Here is a 24,837-nt window from a genome sequence, read left to right as displayed (position 1 = left end):
TCAAGTCTTTTGGATAATTGGTGAAAAAAAATCTTTTAATACTTCTTGCACTTTCACATAATCAGCAATATCCAACTCTTCAATTGCTTCTTTTGCAACTGATGTTAGATTGGCAGTCAAAGTTACTTCCTTACTCAGATCACTACCATTAAGTCTCTCAATAGCTAGATAATCTCTAACTTTTGGACGTCTAATGGTAAGTTCTGAGACAGAAATACCATCAACTGTTATTGGGTTATTAAGTGTTATAGCTTGCATATTTCTCCTTAAAAAGTTAATTAAATAAAAGTCTGCTTGGCTTTTACATAACTAATTTTTTTATTATGATTGTGGTTCTATTACGCTTGTGCTTTATTGAAGTCCATTTTTCTAAATTTTTTCAATAAAAAAGTTAAAATATATTTAATGTCTACGCAGTATCTTTCTAGCCTTCTCGTAAATTGTATCTCTATGTCCTATTGTAACTATGGTTACTTCATATTTTGCAGTGTTGACATGATATATAGTACGGTAATCACCAACCCTTAGTCTTCTGCATCCCTTAAGACTATGGTGTAGCACTTCACCAAGATTAATAGGATCAACTGTAAGCCGCTCTTTTATTGCACTTATAACCCTTGATCTTACTGTTTTCGGAAGACTTGGGAGATCTCTTTCGAGAGCACTGTCTAGGAAGATAATAGTGTATCCCAATCTACGTCCTCACTTTTAGTCTTTTTTGCACCTTCAATATCATACTCATCAGCAACTGCAGATAATAAAATGTCCTCCTCTTCAAGCTCAATTGCTTCCCTGATTAACCTTTCTGCCAGTTCTTGAGCAGGCTGCTTAGTGAGCTTGGCCAGTTCAGCAAGATGCTGTGAAGTTTCTTTGCTAAGAGCTACATTAGTTCCAAGATTTGCCATATACTTTACTAAAATCCACCACTATGATTATTTTATAATGTTTTTCTAAACTTTTCAATAAAAAAAGCGTTCAAAATATATGCTTTATATTTTAGCATTTTTGTTTAATTTTATCAACCATATCAAATCCCTAAAACCGTTTGTAGAAAGGCCATCTGATCAACACCATTTATCTTTCTCATCATATTTTCAGCATCGATTTCTATCAGCTCATTACCACCTATCGTAAGTTTATAATAATGGGCAGCTACAGTACACTTCAGCGTTGCTTTTTCAGCAGGTTTCCAGTTACCAAAGTCAAATTCTTTAAAAATGCCTCTTAAATTGATTATTACTGCTTCAATATCATTACTTCCACTACCTTGCATTCCACCTCTGAGCGTCAAAGATACCGAATTTCCATTTATCAACCCAAATAGCCGAAAGAGCTCTGTATCGTATTCAGAAAAAGTAAAGTCTGCTTCTAATTTCTCCATGCCCATGTCAATATTTATTGGAATATCCATACCACCAGCTCTATATTCATCTGTTTTTATGGTAAGTTTTGGCAAGGTTATTTCATCTATTTTTCCTGCATAACCCCGGCCATCAACAAATACGTTAAAATTTCTCAGTATTTTCGGTAACACTTTACTTTCTCCTAACTTATTACACTATTATTTACAAGATGAGACCTGAATATTATTTGCTCAGCCGGATATGGCGGTGTAAATTCAAAGTAAAAATACACTTTCCCGCTTGCAATGTTTGCCGGTGTATTGAGTTCTGGAGTTGCATAACATTTTCCGCTGATAATCGCCCCTTGTGCTTTTAAACTTGCTAGGTATGAATTCACCCTCTCAATCACATCATCTATATAAGTTTTAGTGATATTGCGATCAACTGCCCATAAATGAGCTCGAAGTAGACTATCATTAATTAAATCAGCCGTTCTTCTCACTGACAGAAAAGCCCATTTCGAATCGTTTGAACATGTCCTATTTCCCCAAAGCTTATATCCATTTTGATGAATTATCGTTGTTACTTCATTTTCATTTAAGTGGTTTGCTCGAGAGCTTCTATCGCCAAGGGTAAAATCAATAGGCCTGCTTGTGCCAATAATACCGTTTATTTCTTTATTTGAAGGTGAGTGCCAGAAGCCTTGCTCGCTGTCTATCTTAGCTATTAAACCAGCTACAAATGGACTCGATGGCAAGATTTTTTCTTTTCCTTCAATAAATAACTTAATCCATGGGTCAACTACGTAAACTCTTGAGCTGCCTACACTTTTTCTCCATTTTATTGCTTCTTCATCATTAGTATTTGGTCCATCTGCAACAATAATTGCTCTTAATTTTTCTGCTATGGAAATTAAAGCACTCACTACTGAATTTACTCCATCTATTTCAGGTAACTGATGAGTAAACTGAGGTGCAATTAATATTCTTGGCGCAACATGAACTATGCTTTCACTGCTGAGAAATGCCTCAATTCCCTGATATTCTCCGGTTTCTTTATCAACTCCACCGATTATACTTTGAATAGTTTCACTTTCTTTGAGCTTTGGATCGCTGTTTTCACTTTCTTTAACTCGAATAACTACTACTGTTGCACCAATCTGGGAAAATATTCCATTTATTGCAGAAGGTAAACTGCCACTCTTTCCGAGCTTTGCTGCTTCCTTTAAGCTTCCTGCAACTAACACTGGTTTATTTAGCGGAAATTTTTGCTCATCTGCTTCAGGTGCAGTACCAATTACACCTATCACTGATGATTTAGCTGTACGTACTGTCTTTGCTCCTGAGGTTACCTCAATAACATTTACGCCATGTAAAAATTCTTCAGCCATTTCTTTGTATTTTTTTCCTGAAATCATCTAGCAAAGTCTGTAGCTCATTTTCACTTTCGGCTTCTTCAATCTTTCTTTTGGCTAAATCTTCAAGCTCTTCACATTTAATTATTGCTTTTACTGCTTTTTTCACTTTTTCCTCAATTATTCTTGCCATTTCAATAACCGTAATACCACGGACTTTTGCTAAAGGTTCTATAATTTCTTTATCCTTTTCATCTATAGATTCTGGTGCTGCTAGAATGCTTTTTGCGGCTTCCGCTTGAATCTCATAAGATTTAGCTTTTTGGTGAGAATGACCTGCATATTGGTGAGTATGATTATCATAATAGAAACGCATACTATCAAATGCACAAAGCTTCGCATTATCCAGTAACTCCTTTTGTATATCTTCTTTAGTACGCTGAGCAATTTTTCCTCCTTCTGTTAAACAATAGCTTTTTTGCCAATCAAAATCTTCTGGTGCTTCATACCAATCATTTTCAGTTGGCTTGCTTTCAAGTGTTGTTGTTTCTACTTGTTTATCATTTTCAAATCTAATGTAGATAGACATTCTTTGTTACCTCCAGAGTTCATAAGTTTCAGATAACCCAGGACATTGCCAAGCTTTTAGCGTTCTCTCTACATCTATTTCAAGCCCCGTGGTTAGAAAATTGCTACGTATGTTATATATTCCCCACTGGATAAATTGACCATAGTTGTATACATAATTTGATGCAAGCATACCTTGACTGACTTGTGTTCTGGAACATAGGTAAGATGATGTGTAAAGTAATATTGCAACTGTTTTTCCTGCTGGAATTTCTACATTGCCAGATCCAGCTAACTTGCTATCAGAACTTGTGTATTGGTAAACATTTTTCCATATTATTCTTGAAATACTTGATTTATTGGCATTAAAATTTGATAGCACGTGAGTTCTCTCCACCCAATTTTCTCCGATTGGTTTTCCCGTTGTTAAATTAACTAACTGCCATTCTCCCACGCTTTTTTGCACATACGCTTTAACATCTGCAGTGCCGGGTATCAGTGCATCATACGTTATGGTAACCTTAGTATTGGATCCTGCTGTAATGCTCCTAGTTACATAATCTCCGGACTCTGAAAGATTACCCAGAACTAGCTGTAACCCAGGATAAAGAACAGGACTTTTTTCTTTTGATCCTTTTAAATTTGCCTTTACTGTTAGCTCTCCAGATAGTCTTTCACGCAGCGCAAGCGGCAAGTTATCAGACAAAAAGTTTTCTTTTCCTTCTTCATCTGTTAAGATAAATTCCACATTCGTATCAAAGCCTACTTTTTCCACATTCGTCAAAACTATTAAATCTGATACATTGTTTGCTGTAACTTTGCCCAGATCAACAACGTGAGAATTTTCGCTAAATTTTGCAGCTAGTAGTCGAAACGTTAAATCTAAATTTTGATGTGGAGTCCACGTACTTGCATTGCTAGATGACAGTAATACTCCTACTTGATATGGTTGACTGGTTACCCACCTACTATTTACTGCATCATATTTGCCAAGTTCTGCTACTTTGACCGCATTTTCCCCGTCATCGGTGAGTAAAACTATCGCATATTCCTGCCCAGCATGACAAAACACTGGTGACCAAGTTATACGTGTTGCTGTGCCATCTATCTTTACATCTTTTGGCTCAATATAGCTTTCAGCAATGACAGTCTGCAAGGGCACTCCAACTGTTGTTTCTCTAATCTGCACAACAACACGTTTTTTGCCTTTATTTACAAACCATAGCTCCACACCTCCTATGTGCCTGCTCTCATTCAACGTAAATGTTTGCGCTAAAGGATCAACTCTTCTTGCTGCTATAACTCTTCTTCTTTCTTCTATGGTAATTGTTTTTTACCAGTATAAGTTGCTTCTCCATAACTTCCCTTATCCCCGTAAAATTGCACTAATTTAGTACCTGCTGGAATATTTGCCGGTACTTTCACCTTTCCCTTTAATTTTCCCTGGTTGTTAGCTGTTAACATCTTTTTTTACGCTGTAGGTTGAATAATTATTCCGTCAAATTTTATCTCTTTAAGCTTCTCATTTGGCTCAAAACCTTCAATCTCAAAATCTTGTACTGCTTCTCTCATAAATTCAGCTTCATATGAATTACTTGACAATAGCTCTGTTGTTTCTCTAGTATTGAATTCTCTTGTCACTGGACTTGACCAATTGGTCTTTATTTCGGTCCAGTGATCGGTGTTTTTGTTCATGGTAACTTTTGCCGGTACTGGATCAAATGCCTGATATGGATTGATCTTTACCTCACCAGTCTGTAAAAGCTGCTCCAATACTGGCTCAAGTTCGTACGGCAAAAGATATGGTTTTTTCCCCTTTTCAACATCAATAATTTCCACGTCTATCGGTAAAATTAGTTCCTTATTTACTATTGCTGCAGACTGCGAAATACCCTGATCACGCATATCATCATCAAAGAAGGGATCGACAAATACTCCTTTTTTTGTGGTAGGTTCTCTTGAATTTGCATCACTGCGTAGACGCTCCTCTGCAACTAGCGCATAAAGATCTCTTATTCCACTCTTCATTGCTTCGAGCTCATTCATCGGCACAGCATGGATAGCATTATTCATTACTTTCACCTTTTCTTTTTCCCAGGTTTTCCACGTTTGGTGAATGTAGCAGAGTAAAAGTTGTCCGCTAGGTGCTTTTGGCATTGATGGTTTCCAAGGATGGGCAATTCCTTTTATTCTTCTTACCACTCCTTTTGCATCTATGGTAATTAAATCAAAGCGGGGCATTTTCCAGGTATAATCAATCAGAACCAAGCTATTATCAACTGCTCCCCTTACTTTACATCCTTGTTCATTTATATCTTCAGGGCTCACCTGGGTACGACAGCGATAAGTTATTTGATAACTACTCCCAGGTGCTGGTTCTTTCCCTGTCAATGACCAATCAACGTTTCCTGCGTTTAGTTTATAATCTACACTATTTTCATAAATTATATTGCCTTGCTTAACTTGAATAATCTCAAGTACTGCAGAGTCAGGTATCGGATCAATAGCTCCAGAGTATGAACCATGAGTAATGGTAATGGTTTTTTGAACAGTTATATCTACTTTCTTGATTTCGCTAATTGGAAAATCATTAACTTTCAGTTCCATTACTCTTTGGCTATTTGGCTGAAAAGTATGTGGTTCTGATGCAACTGATTTTATATCTGGGTCTTCATCAAAAGAAACTCGAATACTGTGGGGCAGCTCAATCTCATAGCCATCAACATGAGCTTTTCCCTCATTAATCACAAATATTTTTTTTCCTCCTTCTCCCTCTTCCTTTTGCAGAAACATTACTTCTAGGCCATTTACAACATAGGAACCATTGGCTTCTTTGTCATAACGAGCAAGAGCTGTGGTTACTATGTTTGCTTGTGGAGGTGGTGAGTGCTGAATGAGAACTCCATTTTCAATGTTATAAATTGGATAAAATTCTCCATCAGTGGTGGAAAAACGTGGAAAAACACCTTCTGCTTGATAACCCCAAATGGTGGAAACTTTAAGTCTTGCTGCCCCTACTTCTTGATAATTACGTGTACCAACGGCAGGATCACGAAGATTCTCATCCTCAAGTTCTGTAATAGTGGATAGGGCGAAAAAAACACCGATGCGAACTGTGGTATTCAGTGGAATAATAAATCTTTTTCCCCCTACTTTTCTCACCGCTCCACGAAGATAGATTTTTCCCGATTCAAGTGTGACTTCGCCGGTTTCCCCATCTATGATACAGTTGCTTCCTGTTATAACATCACCATCACGAAATATCGCATCTCCTATGCCTTTGAGCTTGAAAAGAGCATACTCTTGAGTCTCGTTTAATTCTGCTGACTGTAAACCCCTTCCTGCCAGGAATAAGCTTTTTTCGTACTCTTTGTCAGGATCAAAGCGATTGTAATAGCCGTTTAAACTCATGTTACTTCCAATTGACTTCAGCCTTATAAGGGATTATCACCGTAATCTCCTCTATTTTATTCGCATTAGTTGCTTTAATGACCCAATCATTCTCCAGCTCAGTTACAGTGACTTTATGAGTATCCTTATCCCAAACGTTATTACCCAGTTTTATATTTACCTCACTCCCATCTGCTATTTTTGGTACGAGATAAACACCGTTTAAATCAATTTCTGGATTTTTGATTCGAGTCGAAAAAGAGGGTTTAAACTTAAACTCTCCTGATTGTTTAAATCTTTGCCACTTTTCTTGATCTACCTCACTTAACTTCACTGCCAACATGTCGTAATAGTACTTTAGCTTCGGCAGAGCTTTTACTTTGTTACTTAACTCTTTTCCTCCGTTAAATGCAGTATAATCAAGATGTATAATCACATCAGAAACTTTTTCAGTATTTTGTAGCTCTAAAATCCAATCAGATACCGCCCCTGTACCTTCAAATGGTAGATAACGTTCATCATTGAAGTTTAATTCGAATAATCCACTATCTTCTTGGTTTCCTTTTGATATTGCTATCTGCTGATTTGTATTACAGTTTACTCTTAATGATTGATTATCACTGAGTTCATTATTTTCATCGAGTAATGACCTTATTGCCTCAATCTCAGGTTTCAGTACTACTCTGTTGGCTGTTTGTTGCAATGTAGCATGAATATCCTGATAAGGAGCAACTTCTGCTTTAATAGTAATTCTTATACTTTTAATCTTACGACAATAATGACCTGGAAAATCAAGATCAAACATTTTTTCTGTTAATGCAAACTTACAGCTTCCTTGAGTTTTTAACTCATTGATTGCAATAGGACTTAGAGGTATTGTTTTAGTAATCTCCAGAGCTCTTTCATTATTATCAAGATACTCTTTGGCCATTTGCTCAAGAGCAAACTTCAAGCTATGACCTGCAAGTAATCCTTCTTTTAAGCTGTTCCAAGAGCTTGCTGTAACAAATACTCTATCGTTATTCAACTCATACTGATAAGTTTTTTCCACCTGTTTTACCATCTCTAAAGCCATCTTATAAGCTTGGAAATATATTATTGCTATTTGCCCTTTCATCCAGTCATAGAGCTCTTTACTTGTAAACTTACTTTCAAAGAATTCCCTTTTTTCCTGGTTTTGCTTGATTGACTCTTTATGTACTTTTAATTCTTGCTCAGCAATGGTTTGATTAATTTGATTTGCCTCTATTGTGTGGTTGATCTGCTTCACATCACAGGCAGCTAATTTTTTCTGTAGATCCCAATCTTCAGCACGTCTTTGATAACTTGCTATGATATTGGATAATTCTGCACCTTCTTTCTTAATATCTGCTAGAGTAGTCAGAAAATCTGCTCCTGTTTGTGTAGAAAAGCCAGGTTTAGCACCACCAAAAGAAAAACCAAATACTGTAGGTATCCAATGTGCTAATGCTGCAGCTCCAAATATACCACAAGCTCCAAGTCTTGTTGAAGTTGCTTCAGAATATGATAAGATTCCTTTCACTTCATGGTATGAACGTCCAGCATTGATTAAACTTTCATAATGCGATTCACGCTCCTCAGCATTATTTAAACTTGCACTCAGTGCATCTTTTTCTTTCTTTAAGGCTTCTATGGTCTTTTCTTTAACCGATGAGATTAAATTACTGATTATTCCTTCTTGTTTGTTGTAAAGAATAGTCAGTGACTCAGCGTCTCTCTTTTCCAGAACATCAAGTAATTCTGAGCCAAATTCTATCACCGTTTCAACTATCGATTTTGCATAACTTACCATTTTACTGAAGCGATAATGTGGTATTAGCTTCACCTCTGGTAGTGCTAGAGAATAACTGCCAGTTGCTGCTGCTAATTGCTTAGGATTAAGTGGTGGTTGAAATAAAGGTAATACTGCTTTTTTTCCTCTAACATCTAAACAATGTCTTATCTTGTATAAACGATCTTCAACTTTATCCCAAAGACCAATAAAGCTCTTGTTTTCAGGCTTGCAGAAGTAATTGCTGTATTTGATAAGATCATGAGCTTCATCAGATTGAACTGCGAGTTGTGAACCAGCTGGTAGTTCTGTTTCCATTTTCAATAAATCATGGTCTTTTAATTCACTGAAGGATTGAGGTTGAACTGAAAAATTCCCTTTTTTAATAGGTTTTGGGCCAAGTAAATCCCAAGCTCTGATATACAGCATCGTAGCTTGATTTAATGCTTCCCAAGATCCCTTAGCAAAGAGCATATCTCCCCAATCAATGAGGTTATCTATGTAGGAGATGATGATATACTTTTCAAATGCAGTGGTACGTTGTTTTGCAATGGTGTATGGGTCAAATGGATCAATTGCCAGTTCTTCAGCAGTTTGAGTATCATTTATCGACTCAACGATATTATCACTGTTATGCTTTTCAAAAGGCAAAAACTGCCATTCTTTATTATTATTGGTAGGGTTAAAGATATATTGATACCATTTCCTTGCTGTAGCAAAGTCCTGTTCTTTGTGCAAGTGCCAAGCAACCAGCATTGGAATATGGAAAAATATTTCCCATAGATAAAGGCCATAAGCGCCACTGAAGTCCAAAGTATCACTTGGACGATGAGAGATACTATCTGTTGGATTAAATCTTGAAAATGGAAGTTGTTCTATTTTCTGTGACTTTAGAGTTAAAATGCTTTTTGGCCCACCAGCATAAGCTTTTTGACGTAAATGGCGAACATTGCCGGTGATGTTTAACCTCGTAAAAGAGAATTTTATATCTTGAAAGTTAGATTTTTGGCTTTTACCATCATATTCAAACTCAAGCTTATTTTCACTTTTGTTTATCTTGTAAGTTGATTGCTCACTAATTGCAGATAAGTTGTAATCTTTAGGTAAAAGCAAGAAAGACTCACGAATATTTTCACGCTCGAGGTTACCTTCAACGATGAACCAACCAGGTTTATTGATTACTTGCTGGGATAAGGACTTTTTAAAATTACTTAGCAATGTTAACCACTTTTTATCATCATCTTTATGTAGAAGTTCAGCATTATCCTTTTTATTAGTAACGTTAGTTTCAAAGATATTTTTAGTTTTCCCTAAATGAAGTTTATCATCACGGTTAATTACATCATAAGAAGGGTATGAAATGCTTATTTGTATTTCTTGTTTGAATACGTTATTATTTTCATCAGTACCGAAAAATGATACTTTATCACCTCGAATGATAGAGCAGGCATCGCTTTTAATATTTGAAGTTATGGTTGTCCAATAATCAGCCTCATTGTTGTAAACATATACTTTTTCACAATACTTACCATCTAATTTGCTACGAAAGAAAATAACGTTATCGCCAACTACTGCAACTTTGTCTTTACCTAGTTCTCCACTTAAGGTGTGTGAAGTCCATTTTTTATTTTCATCAACTTCATCGTCATTATAGATATCTACCTGCGAAGAGTATATAAAATTACCATTTCTCAAACCTTTATTTCCTCCAAGGAAAATAGCCTTTTTGCCAATTACTGCTACTGCTGCAAAAGCCCTCGCTTCACTAGCAGCATGTACTGTCCATTCTCCAGTTTCATCATCATAAATATCTATCTGTGAGGATTCGTAACCTCCAAAGAAAATAGCTCTCTTATCTACTACTGCTACCGATATCCATTCCCGTGCTTCACTAGTGGTGTGAGTAGTCCAACTTCCTGTTTCACTGTCATAAATATCTATTTTTGAAGAATTACCTATAGTTTTTATATCTCCAAAAAAAATAGCTTTTTTGCCGACTACACCTACTCTTGCACTATACCTTCCTTCACTAGCAGTATGAGTAGTCCAACTTCCTGTTTCACTATCATAGATATCTACTTGCGAAGAACATATTACATGATTACTACTATCATAACCTTTATTTCCTGCGAAAAAAATAGCTTTCTTTCCTACTACCGCTACTGTTACACTCATTCTTGCTTCACTAGTAGTGCATGTTGTCCAACTTCTTGTTTCATCGTCATAAATATCTATTCGTGCTGAGCATTCACCATTAATCTTCTTACCTCCAAAGAAAACGGCTTTGTGATTTACTACTGCCACTGCTACATCCCACCGTCCTTCACTAGCAGTATGAGTAGTCCAGCTTCCTGTTTCACTGTCATAAATATCTATTTTTGAGGAAAATAGCTCCTTTGAGAACCGATTATTTGTAGTACCCCCAAAGAAAATAGCTTTGTTGCTTACTATTCCTACTGTTGGTTGATATCGTGCTTCGCTAGAAGTATGAGTTGTCCAATTTCCTGTGTTATCATCGTAAACATTTACTTGTGAAAAGTATTGATAATTTGGATAATTGCCACTCCTGCCACCAAAAAAAATGACCTTATTGCCAACTCCTGTAATCGTTATACTCTTTCGATTAAGGAAACTTTTGTTTAGGTCGATAATACGATATTTATAAGGAAGATTATTAATAAACTTTCCTTTCTGATTTTCACTAGCAACTAAATCTTCATCAAGAGTAAATAAATTAGATGAAGGTTTATTATCATCAAATTTTGTTTTACCAATAACAATGACTATTCGTCTCTCATTTCCATCCTTTTCTTTTAGATAAAAAGCTGCTACTTTCTTCCAGTATAATTCTTTTGCTTCATCAACTGGATCTATTTTAATATCACTTGCAAGCTTCTGTGGTGCTGTCCAACTTCCGCTTGGTTTTTGAAAGATGTAATTAATCGTTGCATCGATTCTTTTTTCGTTATTTTCACTTTTTTCAATTTGTTGCACCCAAAATATAAATAATCTGTTGAATGCATGTATTGGGGTTATTGTTTCAACTGGAATCGATGCCTCTATTTTCTCCCACGCAGTCCAGTAAAGTATATTTTGATTTTTCTGATCAAATACTGCTGCGCGGTAATAATAATCATAGGGTTGAGCAAGGGTGCGACCAATAACATATAAAGTATTTTTTCCTTCTACTTTTTCATAACAACTATCAACTATTTTTAAACTAGTTACTTGTTCAAAATCTTCAAAATACTTCATGTATGCATCACTTACTCCTTCGTCGGTGATATTTCCTTGCATGAGCGTGTTTTGTAGTTTCTTATACTCTGGAGTAACAATTTTACGTAATGTTGGATTTAAGTAGTTTTCTGGATATAATTTTATCTTATTGCTTGCTTCCCATTCACGATAACTGGACAGCCATTTCCATTCTTCTTCCGTCAGGCCTTTAATCTCCACATCCTTATCTTTATCTTTTTCTATCTTCATCATAGCACGATGAATGTATAGCTGAACACTATTTAGTGCCGCTTTAATCGGCGAAATCTTTGAACATTCACTCATTTCAACATCGATCAATAAAAACCCATAAAGATCCCTCATGTTTTTCAGATTCGAATTAGTATGTATCATGTACCTTGCAAGAATATCTCGCTTTTCTCTTGCTAAATATCCTTCGTCTTTTTCAGTGATCAGTTCTAAATCTTTTTCAGTATCGGTATATTTTTTCCATCCTTCACTTGCTTTTAAATTGTATAAATCCTGAAGCTTCAGTAGAACTTTGACATTGATTCCAGCTATATCCATGAGGGACTTAATCTTCATTAAAGAATTCACCGAATCTTGCTTGCCAAAACATTGCTTAAATATTTCGACTTTTTTAATAGCTTCGAGTGTATCTTTACTCCAACCAGTAAGCTGAACCATTTTCTCCGTTACTTTATCACTGCTGTAGTCATTGCCAGATAACCAGTTAATGTATTCAGGTAGTGTAGAATATGATGCTTTAAGTGTTTTATAGTTTAACAGAGTCCGAATCTGCTCAATTGACCATTTTCCCTCTACTCCATAGACACTTTTGTAACTTGTAATACCCTCTACTTCAAGCTTCAATGTCGTAAATACATCTATGTTATGAATGAGCTTTTCTAAAAATCCTTTGTCTAAAAATGGTTGTGGATTGTTTGAATCAGCAGTAAACGTATAAATAGCATCGAGTATTTCAGGTTGAATGTTGCCTACACACTTATATACTTCGTTATAGAAACTCTGCGAATCTTTTACTTCTTTTGTTGATTCATATAATTGTTTCGCAAGTTGCTTACTTGAAGCAGGATCAATCAATCTGCGTATTTGCTCAGTGGTAATTGAATGCTTCTTTAACCAATCATTAAATTCAACCACATTTTCCAGATTTATTCCTTCTACGCTTAATTGTGATAAGAGCTCTGCTATTGGTATGTTTACTAATCTTGCAAGCAGAACTTGTTTATATACTTTTAAAATTTTTTCTCCGAATACCTCTTGATCATTGTGGTAATTAATCAAAGCAGTTAATTCATTACTGTTTACTTCTAAAATATTTTGCAATGCGCTATAATTACTTGCTGTAGCAGCTAAATCTTTGAGGTTTTTTTGACTTAAAAGTGCTTTAAATTCTGGTAAACTGTCAATTTTACTTGATACACTCTCTGGTAAACTATCAGCATACAATGCAAATATCTTAGCTAAAGGTTGCTTAAATCTTTCTTGTAGATTTTTAATCTTTGCTATTTTTTTCTGATCAATTTTACTCCCATTTAGTGCTTGAGTTAATTCAGCAAATGACCAATCAAGTTTGTTTGCTAAACGAATGAAGCGATGTAGAAAGCTCAGTGCTTGATTATCAAGATTATTTATAGTTTGTTCTGTAATAGTAAGTTTTTTTGCACCTTTATAGCTATCAAGTAATGGTTGAAGCTTATCATGCTCTATACCTGTTTGTGCAATGAATTTATCAACATTTTTCAATTGATCTATTTTCCCGTCTTTTATTCCATATACCTCTTTTAAATAAGCTTCTGTCTTATTATCAGACGTAATTACTTCGTATTCTTCTGGAGAAAGACTCAAAAATTCTGCATCAGTGTCAGCATTTTCAATCAGTATTTTATATATCTCTGCTAAGCTTGTCTTATGCTTCTTAAGGTAAGCACGTATACTCATTAGCGGAAAATTTGCTGGAAGATTAAAAGGATATTTGGCAGTTGCAAGCTTACATAGGACATCATCTTCTTTAAGCGTAAGTTTTAGATTTTTCTCCATTATTTCATTGACAATTTCAAGATATAGCTTTTCCTTGTTGGTATTGTCACAATCGAGTTTAATATCGTAGAGATCAGGACGACGTTTTTTAAGTAATTTAGGTGGCTGCTCATATTTATCAACTATTTCCAATAATTTAACCAGATAAGCTGCAGGACTAAGTACCGATTGGCAACTTTCACATTGATTGTAATCGTCGGTATTAAAGATTTTTGGTATTTGCATTTTTTCTCCTGTAAATTTTAATGTATGTTACAACAACGTTGAGCTCGATAATGAGGCTCAGAGATGTTCCTAGCGTTTGCCATGTAAATTGAGATAAATTTCTTTCTAGCTGTAGCTTTTTGGTAGATATCCCGTGCTGTACTCTCTGAAAATGTATCTTTTACTGCTTCGACAAATCTATCTTCGAATAAGTCAGTAATTTTAAACACTGAGTCATATAAGAAGTTTTCATCGTCTTTAAAACTCAGTAGCTGCTCAGCAGTGGAATCATCAAGTCCCATCTTCTGTAAACGAATAAGCGCATCATTTGTCATTTCTTTTTTTCCTTTCATAAATTTTTTAAAATGTTACTACAAAGGCAAATGTTTCCCGGGTTGCTGCAGTTCTGATAAGTGGTACGGTGTGTTCTAAAACTAATAAGATTCCAGGATTTTCCACGTCTTTTGGTTCAAAATATCTTTGTCCTCTAGGTAACCCTTCTTTTACTTTAGTACCAACCATAACCCCTAATTCCCTTATCACTTGATTTGCTGCGTCCGTGAAATCGAAAGTAAATTTAAGATAGAGATTATTAGTTGGTACATTTGAGGGCCTAAACCTTCCAGAAGGGGTCAAAAGCTCTCCATTCTCATCACCTGTGCAGAAGAGCACTTCGTTCGCAGTACGTCTGCCAAGCTCATTGAGCAGTTTTTCAGAAGTTATCAGCTCTGGTGGTGTGCTTTCACTATATTCTACAGTAACTGCACTATTTGCCCTGATAGAGCTATTTTCCGTACGTTTTATTACACCACTACTGCTATCAACTATATAATCTATACTTGACTGATAAGTTGTTTGTCCTGTAAAAACCCTTACATCTTTAATAGTGTGGTGATCTAGAGCTATTTCACCCTCAACAAAAACTTTTTCGACCTGATGGCTACTTCCAGAGCTTGAATCACCTGTTCCCCAAGCAAGATGTATAACTTGCTCTTTTATGCTGGCTGCTATTGCTGCTCTTCCTGATTGTGTAAGAATTGACACCTGTGATGAGTTTGAAAGGCTTATATAATATATATTCAGGATTTGGAAAATTTTTGTCCAAAAAAAATGAATTTTTGCCTAATTTTTTGTTGCAGTATTATTTAAAAATCGAACTGTATTATTCTCGAAAAAAAACAATAGAATATCAATAGGTTAAAAATTGCATCTGTATTATTTATTTTTGCTCCTGTCCTACAAAGTGCACCTATAAGTTCTCATCCTTAAAGCATTAATTGTTTTAGGGAAAAGTTATGAAACTAAAAACTGCCATAGTTGTTCAAAATATACGGTATCAAGCTAAGAGATTAAAACTTTTTGAATGCTTTGCTCATGAAACTCATGAAGATCTTGAGCAAGAACTTTTCTGTGAAATTTGGACTTATCTTGATAGATATGATGAAAGTAAAGGTAGCTTTAACACTTTTGTAGCAAGATTAACTGAACGTCGTGCCAATAACTTATTGGAGAAACAACTATGTATTAAACGCAACATTAATAACTACGTCAATATTGAGAAAACAGAAGCTTTTGAAGATGAAGTAGCAAAACGTACTGATGTAGATTACATGATTTCAACGCTACCAAGAAAGATGCAAAAGATATGCGAACAACTCAAGTACTTTAACTTATATGAAGTTGCTAAGATGAACAACATATCAAGAACTACTTTAAATACTATGGTAAGAAAAATACGTATAAAACTCTCTTCCATCTACTACAAGAGCAAAAAGAAAAATTGAACATAAATTCTACCTTTCCTGAATATATAACATATACCATTGAGGTGAATAAATGACTTTTAAAATTTTAAACAATAATGAAAGATTGAAAACAACTACAGGCATAAAAGTAGTAATTTTTGGTCCTTACGGTATTGGTAAAACCAGCCTCTTAAAGACTATAAGTGAACCAACACTATGTCTTGACTTTGAAGCAGGTCTGCTTGCTGTTCAAGATTGGCAGGGAGATTCAATTAGTGTTCGTACTTGGAATCAAGCTCGGGATATTGCCTGCCTAATTGGTGGTCCAAACCCTGCGCTGAAATCTGACCAAGCATACAGTCAAAAACACCATGAACATGTATCTGGCAAGTATAAAGATCTTCTTTCTGAGACTTCTAAATACCGATGCATCTTTGTAGATAGTATAACCGTTGCTTCACGTTTATGTCTTTTATGGGCAAGGATGCAACCTGAGTGTTTTTCTGATAGATCGGGAAAAGAAGACAAAAGAGCTGCTTATGGGTTACTTGCTCAAGAGATGATGGCTTGGCTCAATCAGTTTCAACATATCAGAGATAAAGACATCATCATAGTTGGCACATTAGGTCAATATCTCGATGACTGCAATCGTCCAACTTGGCTACCTCAATGTGAAGGAGCTAAAACTGCTAGTGAGATTCCAGGTATTGTTGATGAGGTGATCAGCATGGTTGGAATTAAGAAAGATAATGGCACAGAAGTACGTTCATTTATCTGTCAGACTATTAATACTTGGGGATACCCAGCTAAAGATCGAAGTGGCTGCCTGAATATGGTTGAAGAACCACATTTGGGTAAATTACTTGCGAAAATTAAAGCCAAAACTTTGGCTCCTATTGCTTAATTAAAAATTGGAGAATAATTATTATGGAACAAAGCTTTTTCAATATCGGTCAAAAAATTCCCTTTTTCAGTGTGAAAGAATATTTGAATGATCAATCGCCAATACCAGAAGATATAATCGCACCAAGGATTCTAACTAAAAGAGGTCTATTGGTACTGGGTGGCCCACCTAAGATTGGCAAGAGTGATTTTCTTATTTCCTGGTTGATTCACATGGCTGCCGGAGTTTCATTTCTCAGTATGACTCCTAGTCGTCCTATGAAAATTTTCTACATGCAAACTGAAATTGAGTATGAATACATGAAAGAGCGTTTACAGCAACTGACATTCGACCAAGAACTTTTGGATATAGCTGCCAATAACTTAATTATCACGCCAAGAGTGCAATTATCTTTCAGCAGTGAAGAAATAGATGAGATCAAAAGCACCGTTAAAGAGCGTTTCAAACCTGATATTATTGCAATTGATCCTCTTCGTAACATTTTTAACTCAAGTGAATATGGTAATGAAAATGACAACAGCGCTATGCTATTCTTTTTGCAAAAAACGCTTGAAAGACTGAGGAACATTATTAATCCAGATGCAGGTATAATCCTTACCTACCACACAAAAAAACTATCCAAAAAGATGCTGGAAGAAGATCCATTTCAAGGCCTAAGCGGTGCTGGATCTTTACGTGGATTTTATAGCACTGGCATGGTGATGTTTGCTCATGATGAAGAAAGCACTACCCGTCAAATAGTGTTTGAGCTGCGAAATGGTGAACGTGTGGCAAGCAAGCTTGTCGATAAGATAAATGGTCGTTGGAAACTTGTAGACCAATGGAGTTGATTCTTTTTTTTACTTAATTTATAGGGAACAATATGCTAACAGATTTTTTAACTGATTTTAATACTGCAAAATTACAGAGTAATTTAATACCAAAAGGTACAATAGTCAAGGTAAAAATGGCAATTAAACCAGGAGGTTATGAAAATTGGTTCACGAAAAGCTACACTACTGGCAGCATCTATTTAAACGTTGAATTTACTGTCACTGAAGGTCCATATGCAAAACGCAAGATTTTTCAAGTAATTGGTATTAAAAGTGGCAAAGCAAGAGTTGAAGGAGAAGATACTTGGGGAGAATCTGGTCGTTCTATGCTTAGAAGTATTTTGGAGTCAGCACGGAACATTCATTCAAATGACACTTCAGAAAAAGCAGCTATTGCTAGAAAAGTCAACTCTATAGCTGACTTTAACGGGGTAGAGTTTACTGCAAAAGTTGGTATTGAAGCTGATCGGTATGGAGAAAAGAACAAGATTGCTACGGTTATTACTCCAGAACAATCTGAAGTTGATTGGTTGCCATTTTGAAGTACGACGAAGAGAAGCTCTGGATTGCTGTAATTGAGAGAGCTATCAAAGATGCAGCAGGAAAAAATCTAGAGCTAAAGAAAGAAGCAATTAAATGGTTTGATTCAGAGTCTTTTGAAACTGTTTGTGAGCTAGCTAATCTCAGCTCTAAACGTATGAAAAGTATGCATGGGAGTTTTATGCAGAGAAAGGAAATAAAAGGATTATTAATTGATAATATTAAGGAGTGTGTACCTTACCTAATTCCAAGCGGTAATTTTTATCGAGAGAGGACTTATGTTGGCAACTGTGACGGGGATATGATTACAGTTAAAATAGTGGGTAAAGAAGCTGGAAATTGGCATAATTTTACTAAAGGAATTAGTGGTGATATCATTGATCTTTGGACTTTAGTGAAAGGTGATATAAATTCCGCTAAGAAGTGGTTAAATACTAAAGAAAACACAACAAAACATAAAATTACATCGTTTTCAGCAAGGCATTACTTGAATGATAAATCACCAATGCCAAAAGATATAATAGGCCCAAGAATTCTAACTCCAAGTGGTCTTTTGGTCATAGGTGGAACTCCAAAAATAGGAAAAAGTAATTTTCTACTTTCCATGTTAGTACATTTAGCTGCTGGAGTATCATTTCTTGGTATGAAGCCTGCAAAGCCACTTAAGATATTCTATCTACAGAATGAAATGGAATATGATTACATAAGAGAGCGCTTACAGAAGCTAAGAATCAGCAAGAAAATCCTTGATGAAGGAACAGAAAACTTAGTTATTACTAAAAAAGTACAGTTAACTTTGAATGTGGAAAAAATAAAGGAAATTATGTCGGAAAATCTCGATGTAAAAACAGTTGATCTTATAGTAATAGACTCTGTTTTTGATTATAGGAGTATGATCTCTTTTCTGCAAAATAGTATTGATGAACTACGCTCTATAACTAATCCTACGGCTGGAGTAATAGTTACACATTACACAAAAAAAGTGTCAACAACCACGTTAAAAAAGAATCCATTTCAAGCATTGAGTGGTGCTAATGTTTTAAGAAGTTTATATACATCTGGAGTAATGATATTTAGGCCAGAAAGGAATACTCTGCAATTGATGTACGAACTTAAAAACGGCAAACCAATACCAACAAAATTCATAAACATGGTTAACGGACGCTGGATAGCCACAGCTTAACCAAATTTCTAAACTTTAAATATATTGGAGATTTTATGGGTATCTATTGTGATTTTAATACTGCAGCTCCACGAAAAAATGCACCGTTAGTAGAAAAAGAACAACTTAAAGCTCAGCTTCTGTTAAATATCAGATCATGCCTTTCATATCTATTACCAAGAGGAACTTTTCGTGGTGATAAGTTTTATGTAGGCAATGTACAAGGTGATAAAGGAAAGAGTCTAGTAGTAGAATTAAGTGGTAGTGAAGCTGGCCTATGGCATGATTTTGCAACAGGAGAAGGTGGTGACATTATCGACCTTTGGGCGGGAGTAAATAGAAAAAGTACAAGAATAGAGTTTCCTGAAGTAATGGCTTCTATAGCTGAGTGGCTTGGTCACTTCAAAACTTCAAGTAGTCCAACTGCATATTGGGATTATTACGGTGAAAACGGCCAAGCTATTGTTAGAATCTATCGTTACGATGATGATAATGGGAAGCGATATCTTCCTTTTGATATAAAAAAGTCCGACTTTGGTGCACCGAAGATAAGGCCACTCTATAATATTCCAGGTATTTTGAAGTCCGATAAAGTTATTCTTGTTGAAGGAGAAAAATGTGCAGAAGCGCTGATAGAGAAAGGAATAACTGCAACAACAGCAATGTCTGGAGCAAATGCACCTATTGAAAAAACAGATTGGACTCCACTTAAAGGTAAACACATTATTATATGGCCAGATAATGATGAAGCAGGTAAGAAATACGCTGAAAAATCTGCTATGAAACTTACTTGTCTTGGAGTTGAAGAACTTTGCATTTTGGAAATACCTAAAGATAAACCAAAGGGTTGGGACGCTGCTGATTGCGTGAAAGAAGGTGTAAATGTTAAAGAGTTCATCCTTAGTACAAAAAAGGCTCCTTCAAAAAAATCGTTGAGAATAGATACCAGAGCTTGGGCTAATATTGCTCCAGAAAGAGAATGGATTGTTAAAGATTGGCTTCCTATTGGAAGTGTTACGGCTCTCTACGGTGATGGTGGTATGGGAAAGTCTCTACTTGCTCAACAACTAATGACAGCAGCGAGCACAGGTAAATCTTGGTTGGGAATGGAAATTGAGCAGATGAAGACATATGGTGTATTTTGTGAAGATGATACAGAAGAGCTGTGGCGAAGACAGTGTGCTATAAATAGATTATATCAGTTAGATATGGAATCCTGTGACTTTCATGATAATATTGGCTTTTTATCGAGAGTGTGGAAAGATAATCTACTCATGATATTTGATAACAAAGATATAGGTAAATTAACTCATTGCTTTGAAGAATTACTTGAAGATATTAAATTGTTTCAACCAAAGCTAGTAGTTTTAGATACAGCAGCAGACTTATTTGGTGGCAATGAAAACAATCGCTCTCATGTGAGACAATTTATTCAAAGTTGTTGTGGAAAAATAGTGAAAGTAATAAAAGGAGCTGTATTATTATGTGCTCATCCTTCTGATTCAGGAATAATACGTAAAACAGGTACAGGTGGTTCAACTGCGTGGAATAATACAGTAAGATCTCGTTGGTACTTGTCAAAGCCAGATAAAGCTGATGCTTCTGGTAATGAACGAGTACTTTGCCGTAAGAAGTCAAATTATTCTGCATCTAACGAAGAAAAGATTTCATTTTATTGGCATAACGGTGCGTTTGTACAATCTGATGATACATTAAATTCAGAAAGAATAGTAAGGTCTAGCTATAATACTAAATTGGATTTAGAACGTCTAAGAAGATGTGATATAATTTTAGAGTTAATCTCTAATGAAGCGTATAGAGGAGAAGTATATACTGCAGCTAGCTTTGCAAAGTGTTTTGAAGGAAAGTTCGGACTTGGTAGTGATCGTAGCATTCGTGAAAGAATTAGTAATCTTGCAATGATAGGTCATATAAAATTTTTCAAGAAGTGTGATGAATATGGATTATCAAACACAAGATCGAAGCATGGTTACCTATGTGTAAAAGACATGGAGCTAAAAATTGCTGAAAATCAGTATGTATTGGTAAAACCAGATTACTATCTTGTACCAAACAATGGAGCGACTCTACCTGTGGAAAATAGGGATGTATGGGTCTTACATAACTCTGAGAAATAATATGGGAAAGATAATATACAATGTTAATTATTATTAGTATAATGAAAATATAATGTTACTCAATCTTCATTATAGATAACATCTATAGGAAAGCTAAAGAAGCAAATAGCCTCTTTATAGATAGCAAACGAATTAGGGGTCTGAAACAAAAATTTTTTGGAAGTAAATACCCATTCAACAAAATAGCAAAGTAAATACAAATGCTAAAAAGATAATTATAGAACAGATATAAACATGTCTGGCAAGCCTTTTAAAAATATCTGAAAATTTGAATATAGTAGGACTAAGGAATTAAAGAGAGGAGAGAAAATACTATTTCAATGAGCTGCTTGAGAAAGATCAGGACCTAGGAGCACAGATTATACCAAAAATTTCCAAATTATTATCTTTTACCAAATGCAGTTAACAGCTAAAAACCAAGAAATGTATAACATTGCAAAAGGAGATAGTAGAATTATATATTAAGTTGGCAAGTTGGCAAGTTGGCAAACTGAAGAATCTGCCATTCTACCAACTTAAAATTGATAAAAATATAAGAAAATCAGTAGCTTAGAAAAAGTAATAAGTTGGTAGAATGGCAGAAAGTTGCCAACTTGAAATATGTTCCAAAGTTCCCTTCTATGGCTGATTTGAGCAAGTTGGCAGAATGGCAGATTCCTTTATATATATAATATATTACATATTAGTAGTATGTAATATATCTATTGTGATTATTAGCACAGAAGCAGTTGAAGAAAAATTCATCTTGATAACAGTCTATTTTTTTAATTCCTATTTTTAATGCTTTTTAGAGTAATTATACCACTTGGTGGACCCAAATTTATAGGTTTAACCCAAAGAACTCTTGTAAACTACATTAAAAACCCAATGAGGGGCATGTGTAGCTTAACTCAATAGAAAACCTTGTGCAGCCATATCACGTTTTATTTTAGCTGTAAAGACTTAAGAAAAAACAAAAGCCTGAAAGAGACAAAAAACATACCTTATCTACAATAGGTGAATACTGTTTTTAGCAGGCTTGCATGGTGCCATTTTGGAAATCTCAACGAGTGAATCTTCTTTGAAGGAAAAAATTTGTCAATGCAAGGCAATATGAAGAGCAGTTAAAGCACCTATGCTGCAGGTGATATAAAACCAAAAGCTACTAGCCCTGCTCCAACTGTAAAATGGGAACTGGGAAACTATTTATAGGTGATTTGAACCGGAGAGACTTTAATCTACTAAAAACTTAACGAACTACTTTTATCAGCACAGTGAAAGGGTTAATACGGTAGCCATAATCTTTACGCGATGATCCAGGCCAACCAACTGTTTGAATCACATCATTACGTTCGATGTTTAATCCTAACTTTTTAGCTAAGGTGGTTTTTATTGTTCTTTGGATTGTGTTTAGTGGTTTTCTGATGTGATGTTCTGGATCTGCTTCTGGATCAAGATTTAGGCGCTTTTCTATTTCAGTTATGCTAAGCAACATGTGTTTTTCAGGAGGTAATTCTTTTTTACAATCATGCAAAAATTGTTCAAATAATATGCGAAAAACCTTCATACATGCTACAGCTTTCTTATTTAGAATCTCTATATTGTTTACGTAAAGTGAGCCCTCTATCAATTGCAACTTTAGCAATTCCTTCTCTTTAGGAGGTTCAATTAGATTAAGTGCAGTATGTAAGATTTGCATTGAAGTATTTGGTATGAACTCTAGTACTCCTCTTTGTGCTGCTTCTTGGAATACTTCAATTAACGTCTTATGCTGAAAGAAAAGGTCAACCATTTTTACTATGGGCAAATCAAGAGGTATGTTTGATGGATTTTTTCTCAGTATTATTAATACAGTTGGATTAGCTTTAAGCTTATCTATCGTTAAGAATGTTGGATTGGTGCAAAAATCAAGTATGATTAAACTTACAATCTTACCTTGTCCACCAACATGATAAACTCCACTTTCCACTTTTTGCCACATGAAATGCGTATTACTTAGCTGACCTTCAAACCAATTCATAAATTTCTCTGGGTTTAAATATGCAGATAAGCGGTGAAATCTTTGCTTCTTGTAGGTATTAGGTAAAATATCACGGTTGCAATTTTCACAAATTATATTATCGCATGCTTCGTTAAAGTCCTCATCAATGAAAATCTCATTGTTACAGTATGGATCAACTATATTTGGCCAATCTAATTTATCTTGTCTATGAGAGCAGATAATATAGGCCCTCTCTTGCATCTTAATTAATTCAAGATTCGACAAATACCTTGCTGCTTCGATATAATTTTGATTTGGATTAACCCAAGAGCTGCCAGAATTAAGAAGATCAGAGATTTGCTCTTGGCAAGATTGTAAGACCATAAAATTGTTTTATGTATGCTTTAAAATCCTCTCTTTCCCTTTTATTCAGAGGATGTTCAGAGTAGTAAATTGCTATATACTCATCACTTCGCTTGAAAAATAAGCCTATCTTTTTGCCTTGAAATATTACTTTAATCGACTCTATAAATGGCACTATGTCTCCTACAAATGGCTTTAAAACATGCAATTCCGGTGCAATAGGATCATATGGAGCAACAGTCAAAGTGATATTAGTATAGCTGTAATTGAAACGATTTGACTGAAATTTTAACTCAAAAGTGAATATATTTGAATCAGAGCCATCAACACAAACTTTAATGAATTTATATACTTGCTCTGCAAAGTTTTTATCCTGCGCGTTTACAAAAACACATTCAGAGCTAAAATAACGACTCGCAATGCTATTTGCTATCTCTGTAGCTTGATCAATATTTTTGGCAGTAAGATCTACTTGAGTACCATTAACTAGAAAATCCAAAATCATCCAATCTAGCTTATGACCATGAATAACCTTATTTGAGTTTAGTAGTAAATCTATACCACTAGCTCTACGAACTAATACATATAAACGATTTTGATGGTAGAAGAAACCTTGTAATTGATTTTCAAAACCGTCATTGCGTTTAATGTCGTCTTCTTTCAGTATCTGCACTATGGTTTCCTGAGAGATGAAGTCTTTAAATGGAACATTTGGTTGTCGTGGTGTCTTTTGAAGAGCAAATGATACAGAACCTTTTCTTTGTATTTTTTCAAAGTGATAGACAGACTTTAAAAGGTTGTGATCTACATGAAACAATAGAAATAACAAAGACTTTTTGTCGTATTTATTGTTACCTTTTAGAAGGTAGGATTTCATGAGTTCCTCAGTCAATGCAGATCTTGCAATTTCACTGACAGTAGCTTCAAGCTTTGCACGTTCAAAACAGCTAATCAGATAATAAATAACTAGAGAGTCTAAATGTTTAGCAATCACTTTACGTTTATATTGTATGGATGTGTTATCGTAGTCTTGATCATCAAAGAGTTGACCATTTAGCTTGTCTTTAAAGCAGTGTTGAAAGATAACACTTAACTGCCTACCAGAAAGTGAATTCATCCAAGAATGACGGACTTCTGTATTGTGAAAACGCTCAAGTAAGTAGTTAACTGGTACTTCTAAATCATCTTCCCAGAATTTACGGTTTGGGTAAACGTTCATAAGAAATTAGCTAAGCTACGTTAGCATAATAGATTAATTACAC

20 protein-coding genes are annotated in these 24,837 nt (G+C 35.1%); 6 read left to right on the top strand and 14 right to left on the bottom strand.

Annotation, left to right across the window (positions count from 1 at the left end; translation table 11 throughout):
• The 12 genes from ACFELZ_RS00600 to ACFELZ_RS00545 all read right to left on the bottom strand — a co-directional run bounded on the left by ACFELZ_RS00600 (nt 1) and on the right by ACFELZ_RS00545 (nt 14,995).
• Complete coding sequence (locus ACFELZ_RS00600; protein ID WP_254229419.1) at nt 1-258, bottom strand: phage tail assembly protein; 258 nt, start codon at nt 256-258, stop codon at nt 1-3.
• Between the two features lie 144 nt (nt 259-402).
• Nucleotides 403-693, bottom strand: a complete 291-nt coding sequence (locus ACFELZ_RS00595) for a type II toxin-antitoxin system RelE family toxin (protein ID WP_065095400.1) — start codon at nt 691-693, stop codon at nt 403-405.
• Nucleotides 669-905 carry a hypothetical protein gene (locus ACFELZ_RS00590; RefSeq protein ID WP_065095399.1) on the bottom strand — a complete coding sequence of 79 codons (237 nt, stop codon included), beginning with the start codon at nt 903-905 and terminating at the stop codon, nt 669-671. Before ACFELZ_RS00590 ends, ACFELZ_RS00595 begins: the two co-directional genes overlap by 25 nt.
• Nucleotides 906-1,027: 122 nt before the next feature.
• Complete coding sequence (locus tag ACFELZ_RS00585) at nt 1,028-1,534, bottom strand: phage major tail tube protein (RefSeq protein WP_375316266.1); 507 nt, start codon at nt 1,532-1,534, stop codon at nt 1,028-1,030.
• 11 nt (nt 1,535-1,545) lie between these two features.
• A complete protein-coding gene (locus ACFELZ_RS00580; protein WP_375316729.1) occupies nt 1,546-2,733 on the bottom strand; it encodes a phage tail sheath subtilisin-like domain-containing protein in 1,188 nt (395 codons plus the stop codon).
• Complete coding sequence (locus tag ACFELZ_RS00575; protein WP_065095397.1) at nt 2,726-3,286, bottom strand: hypothetical protein; 561 nt, start codon at nt 3,284-3,286, stop codon at nt 2,726-2,728. Before ACFELZ_RS00575 ends, ACFELZ_RS00580 begins: the two co-directional genes overlap by 8 nt.
• Before the next feature lie 6 nt (nt 3,287-3,292).
• Nucleotides 3,293-4,522: a hypothetical protein gene (locus ACFELZ_RS00570; protein ID WP_375316265.1), complete on the bottom strand. Its 1,230-nt coding sequence runs from the start codon at nt 4,520-4,522 to the stop codon at nt 3,293-3,295.
• A 59-nt stretch (nt 4,523-4,581) separates the two neighbouring features.
• Nucleotides 4,582-4,728, bottom strand: a complete 147-nt coding sequence (locus ACFELZ_RS00565; RefSeq protein WP_375316264.1) for a hypothetical protein — start codon at nt 4,726-4,728, stop codon at nt 4,582-4,584.
• 6 nt (nt 4,729-4,734) lie between these two features.
• Nucleotides 4,735-6,675: a DUF4815 domain-containing protein gene (locus ACFELZ_RS00560; protein WP_375316263.1), complete on the bottom strand. Its 1,941-nt coding sequence runs from the start codon at nt 6,673-6,675 to the stop codon at nt 4,735-4,737.
• A gap of 1 nt (nt 6,676) precedes the next feature.
• Nucleotides 6,677-13,972, bottom strand: a complete 7,296-nt coding sequence (locus ACFELZ_RS00555; protein WP_375316262.1) for a neuraminidase-like domain-containing protein — start codon at nt 13,970-13,972, stop codon at nt 6,677-6,679.
• A gap of 17 nt (nt 13,973-13,989) precedes the next feature.
• Complete coding sequence (locus ACFELZ_RS00550) at nt 13,990-14,304, bottom strand: hypothetical protein (RefSeq protein WP_375316261.1); 315 nt, start codon at nt 14,302-14,304, stop codon at nt 13,990-13,992.
• Between the two features lie 7 nt (nt 14,305-14,311).
• Nucleotides 14,312-14,995 (bottom strand): hypothetical protein, encoded by a 684-nt coding sequence (locus ACFELZ_RS00545; protein ID WP_375316260.1) that lies wholly within the window; start codon nt 14,993-14,995, stop codon nt 14,312-14,314.
• A 251-nt stretch (nt 14,996-15,246) separates the two neighbouring features.
• Between ACFELZ_RS00545 and ACFELZ_RS00540 the strand changes: the two genes are divergently transcribed.
• Genes ACFELZ_RS00540 through ACFELZ_RS00515 form a run of 6 tightly spaced genes read left to right on the top strand, consistent with a single transcriptional unit; the run spans nt 15,247 to nt 21,252 of the window.
• Complete coding sequence (locus tag ACFELZ_RS00540; protein WP_065095315.1) at nt 15,247-15,735, top strand: sigma-70 family RNA polymerase sigma factor; 489 nt, start codon at nt 15,247-15,249, stop codon at nt 15,733-15,735.
• A gap of 52 nt (nt 15,736-15,787) precedes the next feature.
• Nucleotides 15,788-16,600 (top strand): ATP-binding protein, encoded by an 813-nt coding sequence (locus tag ACFELZ_RS00535; protein ID WP_065095314.1) that lies wholly within the window; start codon nt 15,788-15,790, stop codon nt 16,598-16,600.
• A gap of 23 nt (nt 16,601-16,623) precedes the next feature.
• A complete protein-coding gene (locus tag ACFELZ_RS00530) occupies nt 16,624-17,430 on the top strand; it encodes an AAA family ATPase (protein ID WP_375316259.1) in 807 nt (268 codons plus the stop codon).
• 32 nt (nt 17,431-17,462) lie between these two features.
• The gene (locus tag ACFELZ_RS00525; protein ID WP_065095312.1) at nt 17,463-17,954 is read left to right on the top strand and encodes a hypothetical protein; all 492 of its coding nucleotides are present in this window, start codon (nt 17,463-17,465) and stop codon (nt 17,952-17,954) included.
• Nucleotides 17,951-19,135 carry an AAA family ATPase gene (locus ACFELZ_RS00520; protein ID WP_375316258.1) on the top strand — a complete coding sequence of 395 codons (1,185 nt, stop codon included), beginning with the start codon at nt 17,951-17,953 and terminating at the stop codon, nt 19,133-19,135. Before ACFELZ_RS00525 ends, ACFELZ_RS00520 begins: the two co-directional genes overlap by 4 nt.
• Nucleotides 19,136-19,170: 35 nt before the next feature.
• Nucleotides 19,171-21,252: an AAA family ATPase gene (locus tag ACFELZ_RS00515; protein WP_082941387.1), complete on the top strand. Its 2,082-nt coding sequence runs from the start codon at nt 19,171-19,173 to the stop codon at nt 21,250-21,252.
• Nucleotides 21,253-22,480: 1,228 nt separating this feature from the next.
• Here ACFELZ_RS00515 and ACFELZ_RS00510 read toward each other — a convergent pair.
• Nucleotides 22,481-23,596 (bottom strand): hypothetical protein, encoded by a 1,116-nt coding sequence (locus tag ACFELZ_RS00510; RefSeq protein WP_265027164.1) that lies wholly within the window; start codon nt 23,594-23,596, stop codon nt 22,481-22,483.
• Nucleotides 23,562-24,794: a hypothetical protein gene (locus ACFELZ_RS00505; protein WP_375316257.1), complete on the bottom strand. Its 1,233-nt coding sequence runs from the start codon at nt 24,792-24,794 to the stop codon at nt 23,562-23,564. Before ACFELZ_RS00505 ends, ACFELZ_RS00510 begins: the two co-directional genes overlap by 35 nt.
• Between the last annotated feature and the right edge of the window lie 43 nt (nt 24,795-24,837).

The organism is Wolbachia endosymbiont (group A) of Colletes cunicularius, from assembly GCF_964264715.1.
Classification (GTDB): Bacteria; Pseudomonadota; Alphaproteobacteria; order Rickettsiales; family Anaplasmataceae; genus Wolbachia.
This window is presented reverse-complemented; position numbering and strand designations above follow the sequence as displayed.